Annotated in this window: 22 protein-coding genes and 1 pseudogene; 12 read left to right on the plus strand and 11 right to left on the minus strand. The window is 62.9% G+C overall.

Annotated elements, in window-relative coordinates:
* Positions 1-96 precede the first annotated feature (96 nt).
* The 3 genes from msrB to O7A70_RS21060 form a co-directional block, all read right to left on the minus strand.
* A complete protein-coding gene (gene msrB, locus O7A70_RS21050; RefSeq protein WP_337142105.1) occupies positions 97-600 on the minus strand; it encodes a peptide-methionine (R)-S-oxide reductase MsrB in 504 nt (167 codons plus the stop codon).
* A 264-nt stretch (positions 601-864) separates the two neighbouring features.
* Positions 865-1,584, minus strand: a complete 720-nt coding sequence (locus O7A70_RS21055) for an anti-sigma factor (RefSeq protein WP_337142281.1) — start codon at positions 1,582-1,584, stop codon at positions 865-867.
* Positions 1,581-2,120 (minus strand): sigma-70 family RNA polymerase sigma factor, encoded by a 540-nt coding sequence (locus tag O7A70_RS21060; RefSeq protein ID WP_027143843.1) that lies wholly within the window; start codon positions 2,118-2,120, stop codon positions 1,581-1,583. Before O7A70_RS21060 ends, O7A70_RS21055 begins: the two co-directional genes overlap by 4 nt.
* A gap of 183 nt (positions 2,121-2,303) precedes the next feature.
* On the opposite strand from O7A70_RS21060, the gene O7A70_RS21065 reads away from it, so the two are divergent.
* From O7A70_RS21065 to argB, 3 genes are all read left to right on the plus strand, one after another.
* Entirely contained in the window at positions 2,304-2,735 is a 432-nt protein-coding gene (locus O7A70_RS21065; protein ID WP_337142107.1) for an SgcJ/EcaC family oxidoreductase, read from the plus strand.
* Positions 2,736-2,840: 105 nt separating this feature from the next.
* Entirely contained in the window at positions 2,841-4,337 is a 1,497-nt protein-coding gene (locus O7A70_RS21070; RefSeq protein WP_337142109.1) for an amidase, read from the plus strand.
* A 162-nt stretch (positions 4,338-4,499) separates the two neighbouring features.
* Positions 4,500-5,393 carry an acetylglutamate kinase gene (argB, locus tag O7A70_RS21075; protein ID WP_027143840.1) on the plus strand — a complete coding sequence of 298 codons (894 nt, stop codon included), beginning with the start codon at positions 4,500-4,502 and terminating at the stop codon, positions 5,391-5,393.
* 26 nt (positions 5,394-5,419) lie between these two features.
* On the opposite strand, the gene O7A70_RS21080 is transcribed toward argB, so the two are convergent.
* From O7A70_RS21080 to O7A70_RS21090, 3 genes are all read right to left on the minus strand, one after another.
* Complete coding sequence (locus tag O7A70_RS21080) at positions 5,420-5,878, minus strand: RidA family protein (protein WP_337142110.1); 459 nt, start codon at positions 5,876-5,878, stop codon at positions 5,420-5,422.
* Positions 5,879-5,955: 77 nt separating this feature from the next.
* Positions 5,956-7,542, minus strand: a complete 1,587-nt coding sequence (bchE, locus tag O7A70_RS21085) for a magnesium-protoporphyrin IX monomethyl ester anaerobic oxidative cyclase (RefSeq protein ID WP_337142113.1) — start codon at positions 7,540-7,542, stop codon at positions 5,956-5,958.
* Positions 7,543-7,656: 114 nt separating this feature from the next.
* Positions 7,657-8,133 carry an Lrp/AsnC family transcriptional regulator gene (locus O7A70_RS21090; protein WP_027143838.1) on the minus strand — a complete coding sequence of 159 codons (477 nt, stop codon included), beginning with the start codon at positions 8,131-8,133 and terminating at the stop codon, positions 7,657-7,659.
* Positions 8,134-8,272: 139 nt separating this feature from the next.
* Between O7A70_RS21090 and phhA the strand changes: the two genes are divergently transcribed.
* The gene (phhA, locus tag O7A70_RS21095; protein WP_337142115.1) at positions 8,273-9,109 is read left to right on the plus strand and encodes a phenylalanine 4-monooxygenase; all 837 of its coding nucleotides are present in this window, start codon (positions 8,273-8,275) and stop codon (positions 9,107-9,109) included.
* Positions 9,110-9,217: 108 nt separating this feature from the next.
* On the opposite strand, the gene O7A70_RS21100 is transcribed toward phhA, so the two are convergent.
* Entirely contained in the window at positions 9,218-9,622 is a 405-nt protein-coding gene (locus O7A70_RS21100; protein WP_337142116.1) for a VOC family protein, read from the minus strand.
* 103 nt (positions 9,623-9,725) lie between these two features.
* Between O7A70_RS21100 and O7A70_RS21105 the strand changes: the two genes are divergently transcribed.
* Entirely contained in the window at positions 9,726-10,358 is a 633-nt protein-coding gene (locus O7A70_RS21105; RefSeq protein ID WP_337142118.1) for a TetR/AcrR family transcriptional regulator, read from the plus strand.
* A gap of 24 nt (positions 10,359-10,382) precedes the next feature.
* A pseudogene (locus tag O7A70_RS34210) lies at positions 10,383-10,620 on the plus strand (hypothetical protein); the annotation flags it as partial.
* On the opposite strand, the gene O7A70_RS21110 reads toward O7A70_RS34210, so the two are convergent.
* A complete protein-coding gene (locus O7A70_RS21110; RefSeq protein WP_198028776.1) occupies positions 10,608-11,054 on the minus strand; it encodes an Lrp/AsnC family transcriptional regulator in 447 nt (148 codons plus the stop codon). The pseudogene O7A70_RS34210 and the gene O7A70_RS21110 overlap by 13 nt on opposite strands.
* A gap of 429 nt (positions 11,055-11,483) precedes the next feature.
* On the opposite strand from O7A70_RS21110, the gene O7A70_RS21115 reads away from it, so the two are divergent.
* From O7A70_RS21115 to O7A70_RS21125, 3 genes are all read left to right on the plus strand, one after another.
* On the plus strand, positions 11,484-12,248 hold the full coding sequence (locus tag O7A70_RS21115) for a transporter substrate-binding domain-containing protein (protein ID WP_337142282.1): 765 nt from the start codon (positions 11,484-11,486) through the stop codon (positions 12,246-12,248).
* Between the two features lie 72 nt (positions 12,249-12,320).
* The gene (locus tag O7A70_RS21120; protein ID WP_337142283.1) at positions 12,321-13,625 is read left to right on the plus strand and encodes an NAD(P)/FAD-dependent oxidoreductase; all 1,305 of its coding nucleotides are present in this window, start codon (positions 12,321-12,323) and stop codon (positions 13,623-13,625) included.
* Complete coding sequence (locus O7A70_RS21125) at positions 13,622-14,590, plus strand: amino acid ABC transporter permease (protein ID WP_337142120.1); 969 nt, start codon at positions 13,622-13,624, stop codon at positions 14,588-14,590. The genes O7A70_RS21120 and O7A70_RS21125 overlap by 4 nt, the downstream gene beginning before the upstream one ends.
* On the opposite strand, the gene O7A70_RS21130 is transcribed toward O7A70_RS21125, so the two are convergent.
* The gene (locus tag O7A70_RS21130; protein WP_337142121.1) at positions 14,587-15,099 is read right to left on the minus strand and encodes a MarR family winged helix-turn-helix transcriptional regulator; all 513 of its coding nucleotides are present in this window, start codon (positions 15,097-15,099) and stop codon (positions 14,587-14,589) included. The genes O7A70_RS21125 and O7A70_RS21130 overlap by 4 nt on opposite strands.
* 93 nt (positions 15,100-15,192) lie before the next feature.
* On the opposite strand from O7A70_RS21130, the gene O7A70_RS21135 reads away from it, so the two are divergent.
* Positions 15,193-15,360 (plus strand): hypothetical protein, encoded by a 168-nt coding sequence (locus O7A70_RS21135; RefSeq protein ID WP_337142123.1) that lies wholly within the window; start codon positions 15,193-15,195, stop codon positions 15,358-15,360.
* A 225-nt stretch (positions 15,361-15,585) separates the two neighbouring features.
* Here the strand turns inward: O7A70_RS21135 and O7A70_RS21140 are convergent, their stop codons facing one another.
* Entirely contained in the window at positions 15,586-16,347 is a 762-nt protein-coding gene (locus tag O7A70_RS21140; protein ID WP_027143831.1) for a GGDEF domain-containing protein, read from the minus strand.
* Positions 16,348-16,508: 161 nt separating this feature from the next.
* Between O7A70_RS21140 and O7A70_RS21145 the strand changes: the two genes are divergently transcribed.
* Positions 16,509-17,213: a pyrimidine 5'-nucleotidase gene (locus O7A70_RS21145; protein ID WP_027143830.1), complete on the plus strand. Its 705-nt coding sequence runs from the start codon at positions 16,509-16,511 to the stop codon at positions 17,211-17,213.
* Between the two features lie 192 nt (positions 17,214-17,405).
* Here O7A70_RS21145 and O7A70_RS21150 read toward each other — a convergent pair whose 3' ends face one another.
* Positions 17,406-18,251 (minus strand): LOG family protein, encoded by an 846-nt coding sequence (locus O7A70_RS21150; RefSeq protein ID WP_027143829.1) that lies wholly within the window; start codon positions 18,249-18,251, stop codon positions 17,406-17,408.
* 143 nt (positions 18,252-18,394) lie between these two features.
* Between O7A70_RS21150 and dapD the strand changes: the two genes are divergently transcribed.
* Positions 18,395-19,249, plus strand: coding sequence for a 2,3,4,5-tetrahydropyridine-2,6-dicarboxylate N-succinyltransferase (dapD, locus tag O7A70_RS21155; protein WP_337142126.1), 855 nt, complete (start codon positions 18,395-18,397; stop codon positions 19,247-19,249).
* Positions 19,250-19,258 lie beyond the last annotated feature (9 nt).

Here is a 19,258-nt window from a genome sequence, read left to right on the forward strand (position 1 = left end):
TTTCGGGAAGCTCCTCCAGTCCACGCCCGAAAAGCTCTGACCACGCAAAAAACTCCGGGCCGCAAAAGCCCGGAGTTTTTTATTGCCTTGATATCGTCAGGCGGTCGCCGGCTTGAAGGTCAGCGCCACGCCGTTGATACAGTGGCGCAGGCCGGTCGGCGCCGGACCGTCGTCGAAGACATGGCCGAGATGGCCGCCGCAGCGGCGGCAATGCACTTCGGTGCGGGTCATGCCCAGCGACCGGTCCTCGGTCTTGCCGATGCCATTGGCGATCTCCTGCCAGAAGCTCGGCCAGCCAGTGCCGGAATCGAATTTCGTCTCAGAGGGATAGACCGGCAGGTCGCAGCCGGCACAGGCGAAGATGCCCTTGCGGTGTTCGTTGAGTAGCGGGCTGGTGCCCGGATACTCCGTGCCTTCCTTGCGCAGCACGTCGAAGGCGGCCGGCGACAGGATGGCCTTCCATTCGTCGTCTGTCTTGGTGATCTCGAATTTCTCGGCGGCTTGTGCGGCCTGCGGGCTGCCCATGCGCAGCATCGTTGCCGCGGCCCCGACGACGCCGATAGCGGCGGCACCACTCAAAAGAAAGTCGCGACGGTTCATGACCAGTTCCTCCTGTCGTCTGTTGCCAAACTATGCCGCCGCCCGAAAGTCAAAAGCCGGTGACGGTTGCCCCCAAAACGAGACTCCGCGCCGTACACGGTTGACCGTGGGCGGCACGGAGCATTCGTGTCGATTGCGGATCAGCGGAGCGAGACGACGCAATCGACGGAGGGCTCTTGCAGCGGGTTCGTCCGCGGCAAGCTCCTTGTTACATCTTTCGCCCGATCACATCTTCGGGAGCAGAACCTTGTCCGAAGGGGTCGGTCAGATGCCCTTCAAATCGCCCGCGGCGACGACGGGTCCGGTCGGCTGGCCGGTAGGCGAGCCTCCGGCAGGCTCGAGACTGACGGCCAGCACGGCGCCCTGCGCGAGTTTCTGCTGCACCGCCGGGGCAACGGTCACATGCGCGGTCTGGCCGGCCGGGATGACGCCCATCGAGACCGGAGCATTCTTGCCCTCGATCATCCACAGTTCGAAGTCCTTGCCGGCGGCGCGTTCGCCGGAGACGAGAGAGAGACCGACATCGTGGCGGGCAGCGTCGTAGACGGCCAGATATTTGACGTCGCTGCCCTCGGCCGCAAGCGAGGCGGCAAGGCGCGTCTGCGGTGCGGCCGGTGGGTTGAGGTAGGGGACGGCGATGTAGAGCGCCAGAGCAGCGAGAGCGGCCGCCGCAAGGCCGCGCCAGAAGGCGAGGCTGGACCACAGGCCGGCGGGTGTCGCGGCGGGCGCGGCGTCGGTGGCTGAAAACAGCCGGCGATCGATCGCCGACTTTGCCGAAGCCGGCGGCTCGATTTCCGGATAGGCTGATGCCAGCAGCGACAGGCGAACTTCCCAGCCGTCGACGAGCCGCGCGAAATCGGCTTCGGAATCGATGCGCCTGGATGCTATCTGCCGCTCTTCCGCCGACAGAACGCCAAGAACGTATTCGGCGGCGAACAGGTCGTCGCCCCCACGTTCCGGTCCGTTGTCCTCTGCCAGCGTCATCTTTCCAGACATTCCCTGAGTTTCATCAGGCTGCGGCGCAGCCAGGTACGCATCGTATTCAACGGCACGCCGTGACGTTCCGCCAGTTCGGCATAGCTTTCGCCCTTGAGGTAAGCACCGCGGACGGCCGCCGCCCGGTCCGTTTCCAATTCATCGAGACAGTGGTGGATGCGTCCGAATTCATCGCCCGCCACCGCCATCGCTTCAGGTCCCGGCGCCGGATCGGCCACCTCGAGCGCGGCATCTATATCGACGGCAGGCTTGCGCCGCGCCCTGATGCGATCGATCGCATGATTGCGCGCGATTGCCACCAGCCAGGAGATCGGGCTCAGATCGGAGACAGCAAAACGGTCCGCCTTCGTCCAAATCTTGACGAAGACTTCCTGCAGCGCTTCTTCCGCATCTCCCCGGTCGTTCAATACACGAAGGCAAACGCCGAAAAGTTTCGCACTGGTCTGCCGGTAGAGCAGGTCGAATGCGGCCCGATCCTTCATCGAAGTCCGGACGATCAGCTTGGTGATGTCCTGCGGCGTCATGCGCGCCAAATTAGGCAAAAGCGTTGTATTTGCAACGACGGAAATATTCCGCGCCCCTAAAGTTTGGGCGTCCGCACACGTGCCTCGGGGCAGTGTCCCAGTTTGAAATTCAAAAGGCGGCGATCGCATTTGAGGCGATGACCCCGACATGCTACGCTTTAGCGGACGCAACGGAGATTTGTCATGGGATTGGTGGTCGCCAAACCTGAGGATGCCGCCACTGCCTTTGCCGATGCTTGGAACAGACATGATATGGACGACTTCGCAGCGTTGTTCGCCGACGACGCAAATTTCGTCAATGTCGTGGGCATGTGGTGGAAGAACCGCACCGAGATCGAACAGGCGCACCGCGCAACTCATGAAACCATGTTTCGTAACAGCCGATTGGAGGGTGTTGTCTCGTCGGTTGTTGAATTATCCTCGGGCCTTGCATCAGTGCACTATACATGGATCCTGACCGGCGCATCCACTCCGGACGGCTCATCCGCCGGCATACGAGAAGGCATTCTGCTTCTGGTTGTGAAGGAAGAACAATCGGGTTGGCGGATAAAGGTTGCCCAGAACACCGACATCGTTCCGGGGGCGATTGCTCCCCCTCCCTACGCTGGAAGATAGCCGTCTTACAAAGAGTCACCGCTCAAATTCCAAACTGAGACACTATCGGCCTGGATTGCCAAGGGAATCGCCGCTGGCTAGCTTGGCGGAGGTGGGGGAGCGCGCATGTCGGTCGAACGGATCCTGTGGGAAGAAGACGCAACCGGTCTTGCCGGTCTGGTGCGCAAGGGTGAACTGTCGGCGATCGAGTTGACCGAGGCGGCGATCGCCCGTGCCGAGGCCACCCGCCCCGAAATCAATGCAACGGCAGAGCCGCTCTATGAGTCCGCGCGGACCCGCGCGAAGAGCATCGACCGTTCATTGCCGCTGGCCGGCGTGCCCTTTGCCATCAAGGATCTCGGCATCGCCATCAAAGGGGTGCCGTCGCATGGCGGCAGCCGCATTCCGGCCTGGGTGCCCGATTTCAACTCGGTGATGACCGAGCGCTATCTCGCGGCCGGGCTGATCCCGATCGTCACCTCGACGTCGCCCGAGCACGGGCTGCGGCTGATGACCGAATCCAAAGCCTTCGGCATCACCCGCAATCCCTGGAATACCGGCCACACCACCGGCGGCTCGTCGGGCGGTTCGGCAGCGCTGGTCGCCGCCGGCGTCGTGCCGGTGGCGCACGCCTCGGATGGCGGCGGCTCGATCCGCGTGCCGTCGGCCTGCAGCGGGCTTGTCGGCCTCAAGACCTCGCGAGGCCGCGTTCCGCTGTCGCCGCTGGTGAGCGAAAGCTGGTACGGCATGGTCGTCGATCACGCCGTTACCCGTTCGGTGCGTGACTGCGCGCTGCTGCTCGACCTCACCCATGGTCCAGATACGCTGGCGCCTTATGCCGCGCTGCCGCCAAAGGGCACATTCGCCGCTGCCGCGGCGCGCGATCCCGGCAAGCTCAGGCTGGCGGTGTACCGCAAGTCGCCGCTTGGCCTGCCGATTTCGGCCGAGACGCTCAAGGCGCTCGACATTGCCGTGGCGCTCGCCCGTGAAGGCGGCCATTCGGTCGAGGATATCGAACTCCCTTTCATCGGCCGTGATTTCTTCGCCGATTTCTGCACGACGGTCGCCTCCGCCGTCGCCGGCTCGTTGCGGGCCGAAGCGCTGCGCGTCGGCCGTTCCGTGACGGGCGACATCGAGCGCGCCACGCGGGTGCTCGGCCGGTTGGGCGAAATGGTCTCGGCCGGCCAGACCTATGCCGGCCTGCAGCGGCTGCACGCCACCTCGCGGCAACTGATCGAGGAGACCGCGCGCTACGATGCGGTGCTGATGCCTGTCATCGCGCACCCGCCGCTCGCCTGCGGTGCCATGGATCCCAAAAGCGCCGATGAACTGATCGAAAACCTGCTCGACAAGCTTCACCTCACCTCCTTGCTCAAGATCAAACCATTGTTCGGCCAGCTGATGGACAAGAGCCTTTGGTTCACGCATTGGCCAGCGATCCACAATGTCAGCGGCCAGCCGTCGATCGCGCTCCCCGTCCATGTCACGGACGCCGGCCTGCCGCTCGGCATCCAGGCCGCCGGCCGTCCGGGTGACGAGGAAACGCTTTTGTCGCTCGCCGCGCAGATGGAGAAAATCTCGGGCTGGCTGACGCGGCGGGCGCCGCTGATGGTGCCGTCATAATGACGACATCGTGAACCGCTCGAATATGACAGCAATGCCATTTGCGGCTCGCGTCAATTGCCGCTAAGACGCCGCCGTCTCCACCTGATGCATGTCGCCCAAAAGTGCCCAGCGGTTTGGGACAACGACATGCATAGAACCAGAAGCCAGGGAACCACGCCGATGACGGACGTCGCCGCCACCGCCGAAATGCAGGCCGCCCTCTTGTCGCGGGCGCTGCCCTACATGCAGCGCTATGAGCACAAGACGGTCGTGGTGAAATATGGCGGCCATGCCATGGGCGATCTCGAACTGGGCAAGGCTTTCGCGCGCGACATCGCGCTGTTGAAGCAGTCCGGCGTCAACCCGATCGTCGTCCATGGCGGCGGCCCGCAGATCGGCGCCATGCTGGCCAAGATGGGGATCGAATCCAAATTCGAGGGCGGCCTGCGCGTCACCGACCAGAAGACGGTCGAGATCGTCGAGATGGTGCTGGCCGGGTCAATCAACAAGGAGATCGTCGCGCTGATCAATGCCGAGGGCGAATGGGCGATTGGCCTGTGCGGCAAGGACGGCAACATGGTGTTCGCCGAAAAGGCGCGCAAGACCATGATCGACCCCGATTCCAACATCGAGCGTGTGCTCGATCTCGGCTTCGTCGGCGAACCGGTCGAGGTCGACCGCACGTTGCTCGACCTTCTGGCACGCTCCGAAATGATCCCGGTGCTGGCGCCGGTGGCGCCCGGCCGCGACGGTCACACCTACAACATCAACGCCGACACTTTCGCCGGCGCCATTGCCGGTGCCTGCAAGGCCTCGCGCCTCCTGTTCCTCACCGACGTGCCGGGCGTGCTCGACAAGGACAAGAAGCTGATCGACGAGCTGACGGTCGCCGAGGCCAGGGCGCTGATCAAGGATGGTACGGTCTCGGGCGGCATGATCCCCAAGGTCGAGACCTGCATCGAGGCCATCGAGCGCGGCGTCGAAGGCGTCGTCATCCTCAACGGCAAGACGCCGCATTCGGTGCTGCTCGAACTTTTCACCGAACACGGCGCCGGCACACTGATCGTGCCCTGATATTTTGCCTTCGGCGCCTGGCGTCCTCAGTCCGGCAGAGCGGCGACGGCCACGATCTCGATGACGAGATCGGGATGCGCAAGTGCTGCAACCCCGATCACTTCCGATGGCGGCGGATTGTTGTAGCTGCAGTGCTTCGGGCAGTGCTCGGCGAAGAATTCGTCCATGACGTCCAGCCGGAAGTTGGGCGAGCTCAGCGCGCCGCCGTCTGGAAACGGCCCTTTGACGTACTGTGTGATCTTGAGGAGATATTCGAGCGAACTGCCGAGTTCTTCCAGGTCCGATTTGATGTTCTCCAATATGGAGCGCCATTGCGTCGCCGCGTCGCCAACGGCGCCGCCCTCGCCGCTCGACGGGTCATAGTTCTCTGCCGTGCCCGTATTGCCGGCAAGGAAGATATATCCCTTGGCGCCGGTCACGACGGTGCCTTTGCCCCAAGGCATAAGCCGGCCGCCCTTCATCTTCTTATGCGTGACAAGGTCCATCGCTTCCTCCTGCCAGTCACCATCGTCCGATCGCCAGAAATTAGCGCGTGCACCGCTGACGGCCAGGGCGGGACGGGTCAGGCCGGCGGCGGCGAGATGCGAAAGGCACGCTGCTCCGGCGCCACATGCAGCACGGCGGCAGGCACCGTTGCAGGTCTCTTCGCCGGACGCTGGAAGACCATCGATTCCTCCTCGGCGTCCTGGGGCGCGCCCCAGAATTCGGCGAGCGTCGGGCCGCTTTTCACCCGGCGGTCAGTCACCAGAAAACCCCAGACCTCGCGGAACCAGACGCGGCGGCCCATTTTTGTGTACCAGCGCATCGAATGCCGCTGCTCGGGGTCGGGATGGAACAGGATGCGCGCCAGCGCCTTCGGCCGCGACTGCACCGCCAGTTCGATCAGCTTGACCGAAAAGAACAGCATCCACGGCTTGAGCCGGCTCATGTGCAGCACCTGGTGCTTGTAGTCCCACAGGCGGGCGTCCCTTTGGATGACCCTGCGGTCGCGCGCGATGCGGAAGAACGGCGTCCACCGATGCGGCGTCACATAGAGCGCCTGGATCTGATCTGGGTCATAAGCGATGAGTTGGCGAAAGCCGCGCCAGAGATCGCGGAACCCCTCATCCTCGAAGCCGGCCACCCAGGTCGCCATCGACAGGATGCCGTGCCTTCGCAGCAGCCGTATCGCCTCGCGATCGGACGAGGTGCTGCCGCCTTTGCGGATCAATTGCAAGGTCTGCTCGTCGGTGTTCTCCATGCCGAGCAACCAGCGGATGACGCCAGCCTTGCGGTAAAGGTGCAGCATGTCGGCGTCGCGCACGATGTCGTCGGCGCGGGTCGAACCGACGATCAGCACCGGCACGTCCTCGGCGATCATGGCCTCCAGGAAAGCGCGCCAGGCCTTCTTCGAGACGGTCGGGTTCTCGTCGGCGAGGTTGATCAGCTCGACGCCGTGCTGGCGGTGCAGCCAGGCGATCTCCTTGGCGAACTTGACGGGGTCGCGATGCCGCCAGCGGGTCCAGAAACCGCGCTGGCCGCAATAGCTGCACAGATGCGGGCAGCCGCGCGAAAACTGCATGACCACGGCGCGCTTGCCACCCCAGTAACCGTATCTGCGGTGGTCGATCAGTTCCCAGCCGACGCGGTAGGCGTCGAGGTCGGCGATGGTCATCGCCGCTTGCGTGGCGAAAGGACGATTGAGATCGTCGCGATAGGCGATGCCGGCAACGCTTGCCGGCGGCTGGCGCATTTCAACCGCCTCGACCAGCGCCACCACGGTCGCCTCGCCCTCGCCGCGCACGATGAAGTCGAAAACGCTGGTTTCGGCAAGGATGTCGCACCAGTGATAGGTCGGGAACACGCCGCCGTAGAGGATGATCGTCGCCGGCTCGCGCGTCTTGATCATCCCGGCGATCAACAAGGCGGTCGGATGCGCCGAGGTCGATCCGGAATGGCCGATCAGGACGAAGTCGGGGCAGTCCTTCAGGGCTTCCGCGACGACCGAGGCGAGCGGCATCGGCCCGAACTCGGCATCGACGAGCCGCACCTCGTGGCCGGCGTCGATCAGCGGGCCGCCGATCGCCAGAAGACCAAGCGGCGGCAAATGATCGTCGGGCACGCGGCTGCCGATGGCTGTGTGCGGCGGATTGATCAGGACGATGTTCATGGCGGACCTCCAGGGAGTTGGTCCGCGCATGCTGGCCGGCGATAGCGCCGCCCGATGGGCCCGTTTCAGCAGTTTGCGTGCAGCTTTTCCGCAAAATGCGGAAGGCCGGCACCATCAGCGCCTGAGATGCGCGAGCGGCACGTGGCCGGGTCCCTTGATGTTCTGCAGCACCAGTTGCGTGTGGACATCGCGCACGCCGTCGAGCCGCATCAGCCGGTGCATGACGAAGGCGTTGAGCTCGTCGACCGACGGCACCATGACATGCAGCAGGAAGTCATGGTCGCCGGTCATCGTCCAGCACGACGACACCTCGTCCATGCGCTGCACCGCGGCGATGAAGCTTTCGGGCGAGCCGTCGCTATGGCTGACGAGGCGCACCTGGATGAACACCTCGACCATCAGGCCGACGGCGCGGCGGCTGATCATTGCGGCAAATCCCTTGATGATGCCGGCTTCCTGCAGCGCTTCGAAGCGCCGCGCGCAGGGCGTGGTGGAGAGGCCGATCTCCTGCGCCAGCTCGGAGACGGGCTTGCGCCCGTCGCGTTGCAGGACATCGAGCATCCTGATCTCGAAATCGTCGAATTGAGGCATTTTTACTCCTCCCATGCGGATTGTGAGTGAATGTTATCCCGAATATGGCGAGTGGTCCATCATCAAAACCGAATTGCCTCGGCAAATGCGGTTAGCCTCTGAGCACGTTAGCCATTGATGCTTTGCGAGGAGAAAAACCATGACGACGATGAGCGTTGCCGAATATGCCCGCGACTGCGCGGCGCAAGGGTTGCGTGGTGACTACTCGGTCTGCCGCGCCGATTTTACCGTGGCGCAGGGTTATGACTATTCGGCCGAGGAGCAGGCGGTGTGGCGCACGCTGTGCGACCGTCAGACGAAGCTGACGCGCAAGCTCGCCCACCACTCCTATCTAGATGGCGTCGAGAAGCTCGGCCTTCTCGATCGCATCCCCGATTTCGAGGACGTCAGCACCAAGCTGCGCAAGCTGACCGGCTGGGAAATAGTCGCCGTGCCCGGCCTCATTCCGGCCGCCCCCTTCTTCGATCACCTCGCCAACCGCCGCTTCCCGGTCACCAACTGGCTGCGCACCAGGCAGGAACTCGATTACATCGTCGAGCCGGACATGTTCCATGACTTCTTCGGCCATGTGCCGGTGCTGTCGCAGCCGGTGTTCGCCGACTTCATGCAGATGTATGGCAAGAAGGCCGGCGACATCATCGCGCTCGGCGGCGACGAGATGATCACCCGGCTCTACTGGTACACAGCCGAATACGGCCTGATGCAGGAGGCTGGCCAGCCGCTGAAGGCGTTTGGCGCCGGGCTGATGTCATCGTTTACCGAGTTGCAGTTCGCGGTCGAGAGCAAAGACGCCCACCATGTGCCGTTCGACCTGGAGACGGTGATGCGCACCGGCTACGAGATCGACAAATTCCAGCGCGCCTATTTCGTGCTGCCGTCCTTCGACGCCTTGCGCGATGCCTTCCAGACCGCGGATTTCGAAGCGATCGTCGCGCGCCGCAAGGGCCAGCCGGCGCTCGACCCGGCGACGGTCTAGTCCGTTTCGGTTTTGGGAATACGACATGGCTTAAAAAACAAAGACCTAAAGCGCGTCGCATGAATCCGTTTCGACGCGACGCGCTTTAGACGCTTTGAGCCCGACAGGCTATTGCAGGGTGGCGGGGTTCATCCACAGGAACTCCCAGACGTTGCCGTCGGGGTCTTCGATGTGGCGGTTGAACATGAAGCCGAGATCCTGCGCTGGATTGGGATCAGCGCGGCCGCCTGCCGTCACGCCCTTCTCGATCACGGCGTTGACGGCGTCCTTGCTGTCCGTGGTGAGCGCTATCAGCATCTGGCTATCACGCCTGGGGTTGCCGATCTGCCGCGCCGTGAACTGGCTGTAATGCCGATGCGTAAGCAACATGACTCCAATGGAGTCCGAGAACATGATCGAGCTGGCCTGGTCGTTCGAGAACTGCGGATTCAGCGTGCCCCCGATCGCGAGATAGAAGTTGGTCGCGGCCTGCAGATCGCGCACCGGCAGGTTTATGAAGATCATCTTGGTCATCGGTCTAAAGCCTTGCCTTCGTTGACAGGTACTAGTCAGTCCAGTACCGTTTGATGACTATCATGAGGGAACGGTACCGTCTAGTACTGGTTGAAGAGCACCAATGGAAATCAAGGGTGAGACCAGATCGGCACGCAAGGATCGTGAAATCATCCAGGCGGCCACGGCGGCGTTCATCAGCAAGGGCTATGATGGAACCAGCATGGAGGAAATCGCCACCAGGGCGGGAGCTTCCAAGCAGACCGTGTACAAGCATTTCACAGACAAGGAGACGCTTTTCGGCGAAGTTGTTCTATCAACCGCGACCCAAGTCAACGATATCATCGAGTCCGTGACGACACTGCTCTCAGAGGCGAAATTCATGGAGGGTGGCCTGCAGCAGCTTGCTCGACGTTTGATAACGATGCTCATGGATGAAGAGTTGTTAAAGCTGCGACGCCTGATCATCGCCAACGCGGATCGAATGCCGCAGCTTGGCCGCAGCTGGTACGATAAAGGTTTTGAGCGCATGCTTGCCTCGATGGCGTCCTGCTTTCAAAAGCTCACCGATCGGGGACTGATGCAAACCAGTGACCCCCATCTGGCAGCCAGCCATTTTTTTGGAATGCTTCTTTGGATCCCCATGAATGAAGCTATGTTCACTGGAAGCAATGCGCGCTCCAAGGCCGAACTTGAACGGCACGCGGATGCCTCGGTGGAGGCGTTTCTTGTCGCCTATGGGGTCCAGCCGAAATAGTCCCGTCCCCTGCCGACGTTTGCAGCGGTCGAGGGCAAGGACGCCCACTATGAGCCGTTCGACCTGGAGACGGTGATTGGCACCGCTACGAGATCTACAAGTTCCAGCGCCTATCACGTGCTGCCGTCTTTCGACGCCTTGCGCGATGCCTTCCAGAGTGCGATTTCGAAGGCGATCGTCGCCCCCCGCAAAGGGCCAGACGGCGCTCGAACCGGCAATGGTCGCCGCCGCCGGACATCCCGCCATCTTCTACAATGCGTAGATGGTCCGGTTGAACTTCGTCTCCATCACCACATGGGAAGCGGTTTTGATGACGCCGCCGATTTCATTCAGGGCATTCACCTCCCGGTTCAGCTTCTCGAGCGTCTCGGCGGCAAGGTGGATGATCAGGTCCCATTCGCCGGTTATGGCGTAGACCGCCTGGATCGAAGGCATCGCCTTGATCTTTCTGGAGACGTCCGGATAGCTCTTGTTGTTCAGGGCGGCGAGCGTGAAACAGTGGACGGCGTTCTGGGCCGCCGCCTTGGTCAGCCGCACGGTATAGCCTTCGATGATGCCGCCGGCCTCCAGCTTCTGGATCCGCTCCTGCAACGCTGTCCGCGATACGCCGAGCTGACGCGCCAGTGACGCGACCGGCTCACGCGCATTCTTCTGCATCAGCGCGAGCAGCTGACGATCCTTCTCGGTCAATTCCACAAACAAATCCTCTCGCTCGATCCGCGCTGCAACCATCACACCCGCCGCGCGATCCTATCGGCTGAACAGCCCCCGCGACAATCCGGAAGACGGGCCGGCGTGGACGGAACAAAGCGAACATATCCGGCACTTTGCCGTCTCAAGGCACGCAATGACTGCGCGATCGCCATTATCCCGCATTTCGCCGGGTAGAACCCTTCTTTTTGCGACCTGACTGTCTGGGTCACAAACGCCGGTCCATCAGGGGAACCAGCTTCGGCTGTGGTGGGCACAAACCGAAACCGGTCCGCGTTGAAGCTGTGGCTGAAAGCGCTGAGATCCGACGTCAAGCATCCTATCAGTTTCAACCATAAGGGAGGGATAACTTTGAAAAAGCTATTCGATTTAGCCGTTCTTGCCGTCGCGACATTCGCGATCACAACGGCGGCCATGGCCGGGGAAACCCTGGACCGCGTCACGTCGAAAAAGGCGATGGTCATCGCCACCAACGCGGCCTGGCCACCACAGAGCTTTCTCAACGATAGCAACGAACTCGCCGGATTCGACATCGATGTCTCGCGCGAGATCGGCAAGCGGCTTGGCGTCGAGGTCTCGTTCGAAACGCCCGATTGGGCGACGCTGACCGGCGGGCGCTGGCAGGGACGCTACGACCTCGGCGTCGGATCTGTCACGCCGACGAAAGCCCGTTCCAAGGTGATCGACTTTGTCGGCATCTATTATTACAGCCCCTATGTCTACGTCCTGCACAAGGACAGCGGCGCGAAATCGGTCGCCGATCTCAACGGCAAGATCATCGGCGTCGAGACGGCCACCACCTCGGAGGATTTCATCCGCCGCAAGCTCGAAATCGACGCGCCCGGCCTGGCTCCCATCGAATACAAGCTCGAGCCGGGCGAGATCCGCACCTATGCGGATTCCATGCTTCCCTTCGATGACCTGCGGCTTGGCGACGGCGTGCGCCTGAACGCCGTGATCGCCCCGGAGCAGACGGCGCAGAATGCCATCAAGAACGGCTATCCCGTGAAGATCCTGGAAGGCGAGTACGCTTTCCGCGAGCCGCTCGTCGTCATCGCCGAGAAGAAGGATCCCGACTGGGCCGCAAAGGTCGCGGGCATCATCACCGGGATGAAGACGGACGGCACGCTCGCCGCGCTGACCACGAAGTGGTACGGCAAGGACTACAGCGCCAAGTAAAGTCATTCCGCCGGCTGTCCCTCGGCAGCCGGCGGCGTCACCAAACGCATGCCCCTCACCGCAAAGTCATCGATGGCCTATCCGGACACCTATTATGCCCGCACTCTGACCGACCGGAGGACGAGGCCTCCGCTGCAAGGCGAGGCGCAATGTGACGTGGCCGTCGTCGGCGCCGGACTGGCCGGGCTGACGACAGCGCTGCAGCTGGCGCGCGCCGGACGGCACGTCGCCGTGCTGGAAGCCCATGTCGTCGGTTTCGGCGCTTCGGGCCGCAATGGCGGTTTCGTCACGCCCGGCTTCGCCACCGGCGGCGACAATATCGCCGCACGGGTCGGCGGAGAGGCGGCGCGCGACCTGCATCGGCTGTCGATCGAAGGCGTGGAATTCGTGCGCGACACCATCGAGACGCTCGGAATATCGGCCGCCCTGCCGCGTGCCGGCCTGCTCAGCGTCTTGCGCTATGACAACGGCGATGCGCTGAAGGCCTATGCCGACCAGATCGCCCGCGACCATGGCTATGAACTTCAGTATCTCGATAGAGAAGACGTCCGTGCGGTGCTGAAGTCCGTCCGTTACCACCAGGGCCTGCGCGACCCGAACGCCTTTCACATCCATCCGCTGAACTATCTGCGTTGCCTGGCCGACGAGATCGAGCGCCTGGGGGGCAAAATCCATGAAAGCTCGGAGGTCGTAGAATGCGATCTCTCGGGATCGCAAAAGATGCTTCGCACCAGACAGGGCACGCTTCGGGCACCCCAGATCGTGCTCGCGACCGGCGGCTATACCGGCCCGGTATTCGGCCAGCTCTACCGCGCCTTTCTGCCCATCGCGACCTATGTGATGGTTTCCGAGGCGGCTCCCCGCCTCATTGTGCAAGCCGTCGCCACGACAGATGCGGTCGGCGACAACAGGCGGGCCGGCGACTATTATCGCCTGGTCGAGGGCGGCAATCGCCTTTTGTGGGGCGGGCGCATCACCACGCGCGCCGCTTCCGCCGACGCGCTGGCGCACGAGTTGCGCCGCGAGATGGTCGGCACCTACCCGCAGCTTGCCGGCCTCAGGACCGAGCTGGCCTGGTCCGGGCTGATGTCCTACGCCCGGCACCTGATGCCCCAGATCGGAGAGCTGCGATCAGGCGTCTGGTACTGCACCGCTTTCGGTGGCCATGGCCTCAACACCACGGCGATTGCCGGAAAAATTGTCGCGGAGGGCATTCTGGGCGTTTCGGACCGGTACCGGCAGTTCGCGCCGTTCGGACTGAGCTGGGCCGGCGGAGCCGCCGGCCTGGCCGCCGCGCAGCTCACCTACTGGAAACTGCAGGCGCAGGACTGGTGGCGGGAACGCCGCGCCACCGCCAAGGACAAGGTGACGGCATGATCGGCAGGCTGATGCTCTCCTATCCAGGGCTCGTTCGCCACGCCGCGGCGGCGCTTTTTCCCGCGCTGCTGGCCGCGGCCCTCTACGCCATGGGTATCAAGTCGAGCTGGATCGGCTCGTTCATGCCGCTTGCATCCGACTGGTTGCAGGCCAACCCAGCCCTGTCGCGCGCGCTCTCGGCCGTGTTGATCGCGCTCCTGGTGCTGGTGAACTGCAAGCTGCTGCTGCTCCTGCCCCGACGCCAGCAGATCGCCGGCGTCTGGATCGAGCTGTTCGCGCTGCTGATGCTGTTCTTCTATTCCTTCGACCTCTCCTTTGCCTTCATCGCCAGGAAGGTCGGCTTCCTGATCACCCAGGGCGTCACCACGACGCTTTACATCTCGGCGATCTCGATCCTGATCGCGACCTTGATCGCGCTTGTCGGCGCCATCGCCAAACTGACCGGCAACGGCATCGTTTACGGACTGGCCACCTTCTACACGTCGCTGTTTCGCGGCCTGCCGTTGCTGATGCAAATCTACATCATCTATCTCGGCCTGCCGCAGGTCGGCTACGTGATCGGCGCGGTGCCGGCCGGCATCGTGGCGCTGTCGCTGTGTTATGGCGCCTACATGACCGAGATATTCCGCGCCGGCATCGAAAGCATTCCGCGCGGCCAAAGCGAAGGCGCAACGGCGCTCGGCCTGAGTCCCGGCCAGACCATGGCGCTGGTCATCCTCCCGCAGGCCATGCGCGTCATCATTCCGCCCACCGGCAACCAGTTCATCGCCATGCTGAAGGATTCCTCGCTGGTATCGGTCGTCGGCGTCTGGGAGATCATGTATCTCGCCCGCACGATGGGTCAGACGGAGTTCCGCCACATCGAGATGCTGATCACCGCCTCGATGATTTACTGGATCCTGTCGATCGCGCTGGAATTCGGCCAGGCCTATCTCGAACGGCGCTTCGGCCGATCGGAACGCTAGGCGATTGACGATTCAAATCGGCGCGCTTGCGGCGCCTCGGCCTTCAACCTCTCTAGCTGGTCGCATTGCAGGTCGAGCGCGGCGGTGATGAAGCGCCGAATGGTGGCAAGCTCGGCGTCGCTGAACGTGGCAATGACCTTCTCGCCTTCCCGCGCGATGGCGCCGTAATATCGCGCCGACAGCTCCCGTGTTGCCTCCGTTGCCTCAATGACCACCTTGCGCCTGTCCTCGAGGCTGCGCTTGCGCGTCAACAGGCCGCGCGCCTCCAGCCGATCGATCAGCGCCGTCACCGCGGCCGGCGTCAGCCCGGTCGCGGCCGCGATCGCACCGGCCGATTGCGGGCCGCCATGGAGCAAACCAACGCAATGGCGCTCAGCCATGTTGAGGCCGAGTCTCGCCCCCACCGCCTCGTCATAGGCCTGCGTCGCGTCCTGCCACTGCATGATGGCAAGTCCGATCGCGGCGGCCAGTTCGGTGCGATCTCCGCTTGACGAAGTTGTTTCGATCATCTAACTATCAATCTGTCTAACATTTAGACTGTTATAGCAATATGCGGCCGCGGGTTGCGATAGGCAAGGGTCGGCCGCCAACGAGGAGTGGAAATGACCCCGATCCAACAGCATACGCCTCTCTCGCATGAGGAAGAGTTCAAATACGCCAAGCTGGCGATGGAATGGTATGGCTGGGGCTCGCCCATCGGCGTCGGCATCCTGCTGGTGTCGCTGGCCGCCGCCGCCGTACTGGTGCGCATCGCCGTCTACGGCCTGTAATGATGGCTGTCGCCGCCACCGAGGCATTGCCGGTCGCCATCATTGGCGCCGGCGTCGCCGGTCAGGCTCTTGCGCCACCCTTCGTCGGCAAACAGTTGGCGCCTGCCTGATCGAGGCAAGATCGCGCGACGCCCGAGCGAAGGTGCGTTCCTCACCCTGGCGCCCACCATTGAGGTTGCTGGCCGCCTGCCTCGTTGCGACGGCCGGCAGTCATTCGTGATCAAGTCACGCGGCGGCCGAGATATCCGTGCCCAGGATCGTCAGGTTGCGGCCCGCATGCTTGGCCTGGTAGAGGCGCCGGTCCGCGGCGCGCATCAGCTCCGATACGTTGACATCCTCGCCGCAGACGGTGCCGCCTATGCTGACCGTCAACGGGATGGTCCGTTCATCGACAGGCCGGAAGCGGATCAGTTCGACCTCGCGGCGGATCCGTTCGGCAACGCGCTTGGCCTCCTCTTCCGTGGCTCCGGTCAGAAACGCGCCGAACTCCTCGCCGCCGATGCGGCCGAGCACGTCGCCGCCGCGCACGCCGCGCTCGATGGCGCTGGCGATCAACAGCAGCGCGTCGTCGCCCGTCAGGTGGCCAAAATTGTCATTGATCGTCTTGAAATGATCGGCGTCGATGATCAGCAGCGCGCCGCGGTCGGACTTGCGCCGGGAGCCGTCCAGCGCGGCAAAGAAGCTCTCCCGGTTGAGCATGCCGGTCATGTCGTCGCGGCTCGCCTTTTCCGCCAGGCGGCGGTGCGCGGCGGCGAGTTGGGCATGGGCACGGGCAAGTTCGCGATGGGCGTTCTTCAGCCTGTCGCTCTGCCAGAACGTGCCGGCGCATGCCGTCCAGGCAAGGACCAACGGACAGAGCGTCGATGTCAGCCAGATCGTGCGGGTGACCGGGAACCCCATGGCCGGCACGATGATCAACGTCAGCAGGAGAGAGGCCGCGACGGAGGCGAAGGCGATGGCGGCGGCTTTGAGAATGATGCTGTTCATCGCGGGCTCCCCACAGGACTGTCTCTGTGCCAGCAAGCCCTGAAGGCTATCTTTCCGGGATGCATAAAATTTGAATCGTGAGGCTATTTCTGCAACTTCAACGCGCAGAAGTTGTGGATAAAGTCCCTTTCAGAATCCCTGTTTCATGCCATAAGGAGCGCATGACCACGCTTCCCGACCCCGCCCGCTTCGCCCATGTCACCGACTGGGTATTCGACCTCGACAACACGCTCTATCCGCACCACTCGAATCTGTTCTCGCAGATCGACGTCAAGATGACCGCCTATGTCGGGGAACTGCTGGCGCTGCCGCGCGAGGAGGCGCGCAAGCTGCAAAAGGAGCTGTATCGCGAATACGGCACGACGCTGAACGGGCTGATGACGCGCCACGGCATCGATCCCGACGACTTCCTCGAGAAGGTCCATGACATCGATTATTCGTGGCTGGTGCCCGATCCCGTTCTCGGCACCGCCATCCGCCAGCTTCCCGGCCGCAAGTTCATCTTCACCAATGGCGACCGCAGACACGCCGAGCGCACCGCGCGCCAGCTCGGCATCCTCGAGCATTTCGATGACATCTTCGATATCGTCGCCGCCGGCCTCAACCCCAAGCCGGCGCGCCAGACCTACGAGAAGTTCGCAGAACTGCACGCCGTCACCGGCCACAATGCGGTGATGTTCGAGGATCTCGCCCGCAACCTTTCCGTGCCGAAGTCGCTGGGCATGACCACGGTTCTCGTGGTGCCGCGCAATTTCGAGCCGACCTTCTCGGAAATCTGGGAACGCGACCCGGCCAACGAGGATGACGTCGATTTCGTCACCGACGATCTCGCCACGTTCCTCACGACCATAGTCGTAATGGAGTGAGGAACTGGGGAATTGAGGAATTGAGGAATTGAGGAATTGAGGAATTGAGGAATTGAGGAATTGAGGAATTGAGGAATTGAGGAATTGAGGAATTGGTCGGGACGCAAGACCATGCCCCTCATTTCGTCAATTCCTCATTTCCCCAGTTCCTCTTCATTTCCCCAGTTCCTCATTTCCCCGTTCCCGCAATTCCTATTCCCCTAGCTTGTAGAAGCGGCTGATGATGCTCCAGGCTTCGTCGGCTGTGTCGACGAAATCGATGATGTCCTGGTCGCCCGGGCTGATGGTGCCTTGCTCGGCGAGGAAGTCGAGGTCGATCGCCCGCTTCCAGAAGGATTTGCCGAACAGGATCACCGGCACGCGCTCCATGCGCCCGGTCTGGATCAGCGTCAGCGTCTCGAAGAACTCGTCCATCGTGCCGAAGCCGCCGGGAAACACCGCCACGGCCTTGGCGCGCATGACGAAGTGCATCTTGCGGATGGCAAAATAGTGGAAGTTGAAGCAGAGCTCCGGCGTAACATAGGGGTTCGGTGCCTGCTCGTGCGGCAGCACGATGTTGAGCCCGATCGACGGCGCGCCGACATCGGCGGCGCCGCGGTTTCCCGCCTCCATCACGCCGGGCCCGCCGCCGGTCACCACGACATATTCGCGATAATATGACGTGGCCGACTGCTGCGAGCAGAGGCGGGCGAATTTGCGCGCCTCTTCGTAATATTTGCTGTTTTCCTCGAGGTTCTTCTTCTGCGTCTCGTTCTTGGCGGCCCAGGCCTCGCCGCCCGGTTCGGGCAGGCGCGCGCCGCCGAACAGGATCACCGTCGAACGGATGCCGCGCTCGGCCAGGATCATTTCCGGCTTCAGCAGTTCCAGTTGCAGCCTGACCGCTCGCAATTCGCGCCGCGTCATGAAGTCGGGATCGTTCCAGGCCAGGCGGTAGGTTTCGGCCCGCGTCTGCGGCGTGTCCGGCACGCTTTTCGACCGCTCCAGATCCTCGTCCGAATGCGGCAGCGGCGTCCATCCCGCCTTTTCCATGGGAGTCATCGAATCCACCCGTCCATTCCTTTACTTGCGTCGTCCCGTGACGCAGCCGCGATTGACCCCCATTGAGCCTTAACATAGGGTCCGCGCGACTTTTAAACAGGTTAAGGCGCAGCCCCTTAACAGCTTGGTAATGGAGCAAATTCATGTCGAAGCCCGATCTGGCGAGCCTCGAAAAGACCATCGACAGGGCCTTCGAGGAACGCGATGCCATTTCGACCGCGACCCGCGGCGAGGTGCGCGACGCCATCCAATCGGCACTCGACCTGCTCGACCGCGGCACCGCCCGCGTCGCCGAGCGGCAGGCCGACGGCAAATGGCTCGTCAACCAGTGGCTGAAGAAGGCCGTGCTGCTCTCCTTCCGGCTCAATCCGATGGAGATCATCAAGGGCGGCCCCGGCGAGGCCGTGTGGTGGGACAAGGTGGCGTCCAAGTTCGACGGCTGGAGCGCCGTCGATTTCGAGAAGGCGGGCTTCCGCGCCGTGCCGTCATCGATCGTGCGCCGTTCAGCCTATGTCGCGCCCGGCGCCGTCTTGATGCCGTCCTTCGTCAATGTCGGCGCCTATGTCGATAGCGGCACCATGGTCGATACCTGGGCTTCGGTCGGCTCCTGTGCCCAGATAGGCAAGAATGTCCACCTTTCGGGCGGCGTCGGCATCGGCGGCGTGCTGGAGCCGATGCAGGCCGGCCCCACCATCATCGAGGACAATTGCTTCATCGGCGCGCGTTCCGAAGTGGTCGAGGGCTGCATCGTGCGCGAAGGCTCGGTGCTCGGCATGGGCGTCTTCATCGGCCAGTCGACCAAGATCGTCGACCGCGCCACCGGTGAGGTCTTCTACGGCGAGGTGCCGCCGAATTCCGTCGTCGTCGCCGGATCGATGCCGGGCAAGCCGTTTCCAAACAACGAACCGGGCCCAGGCCTCTATTGCGCCGTCATCGTCAAGCGGGTCGACGCCAGGACCCGGTCCAAGACCTCGATCAACGAATTGCTGCGCGATTGATCTTTCAGC

The organism is Mesorhizobium sp. Cs1299R1N1 (assembly GCF_037179655.1).
Classification (GTDB): Bacteria; Pseudomonadota; Alphaproteobacteria; order Rhizobiales; family Rhizobiaceae; genus Mesorhizobium; species Mesorhizobium salmacidum.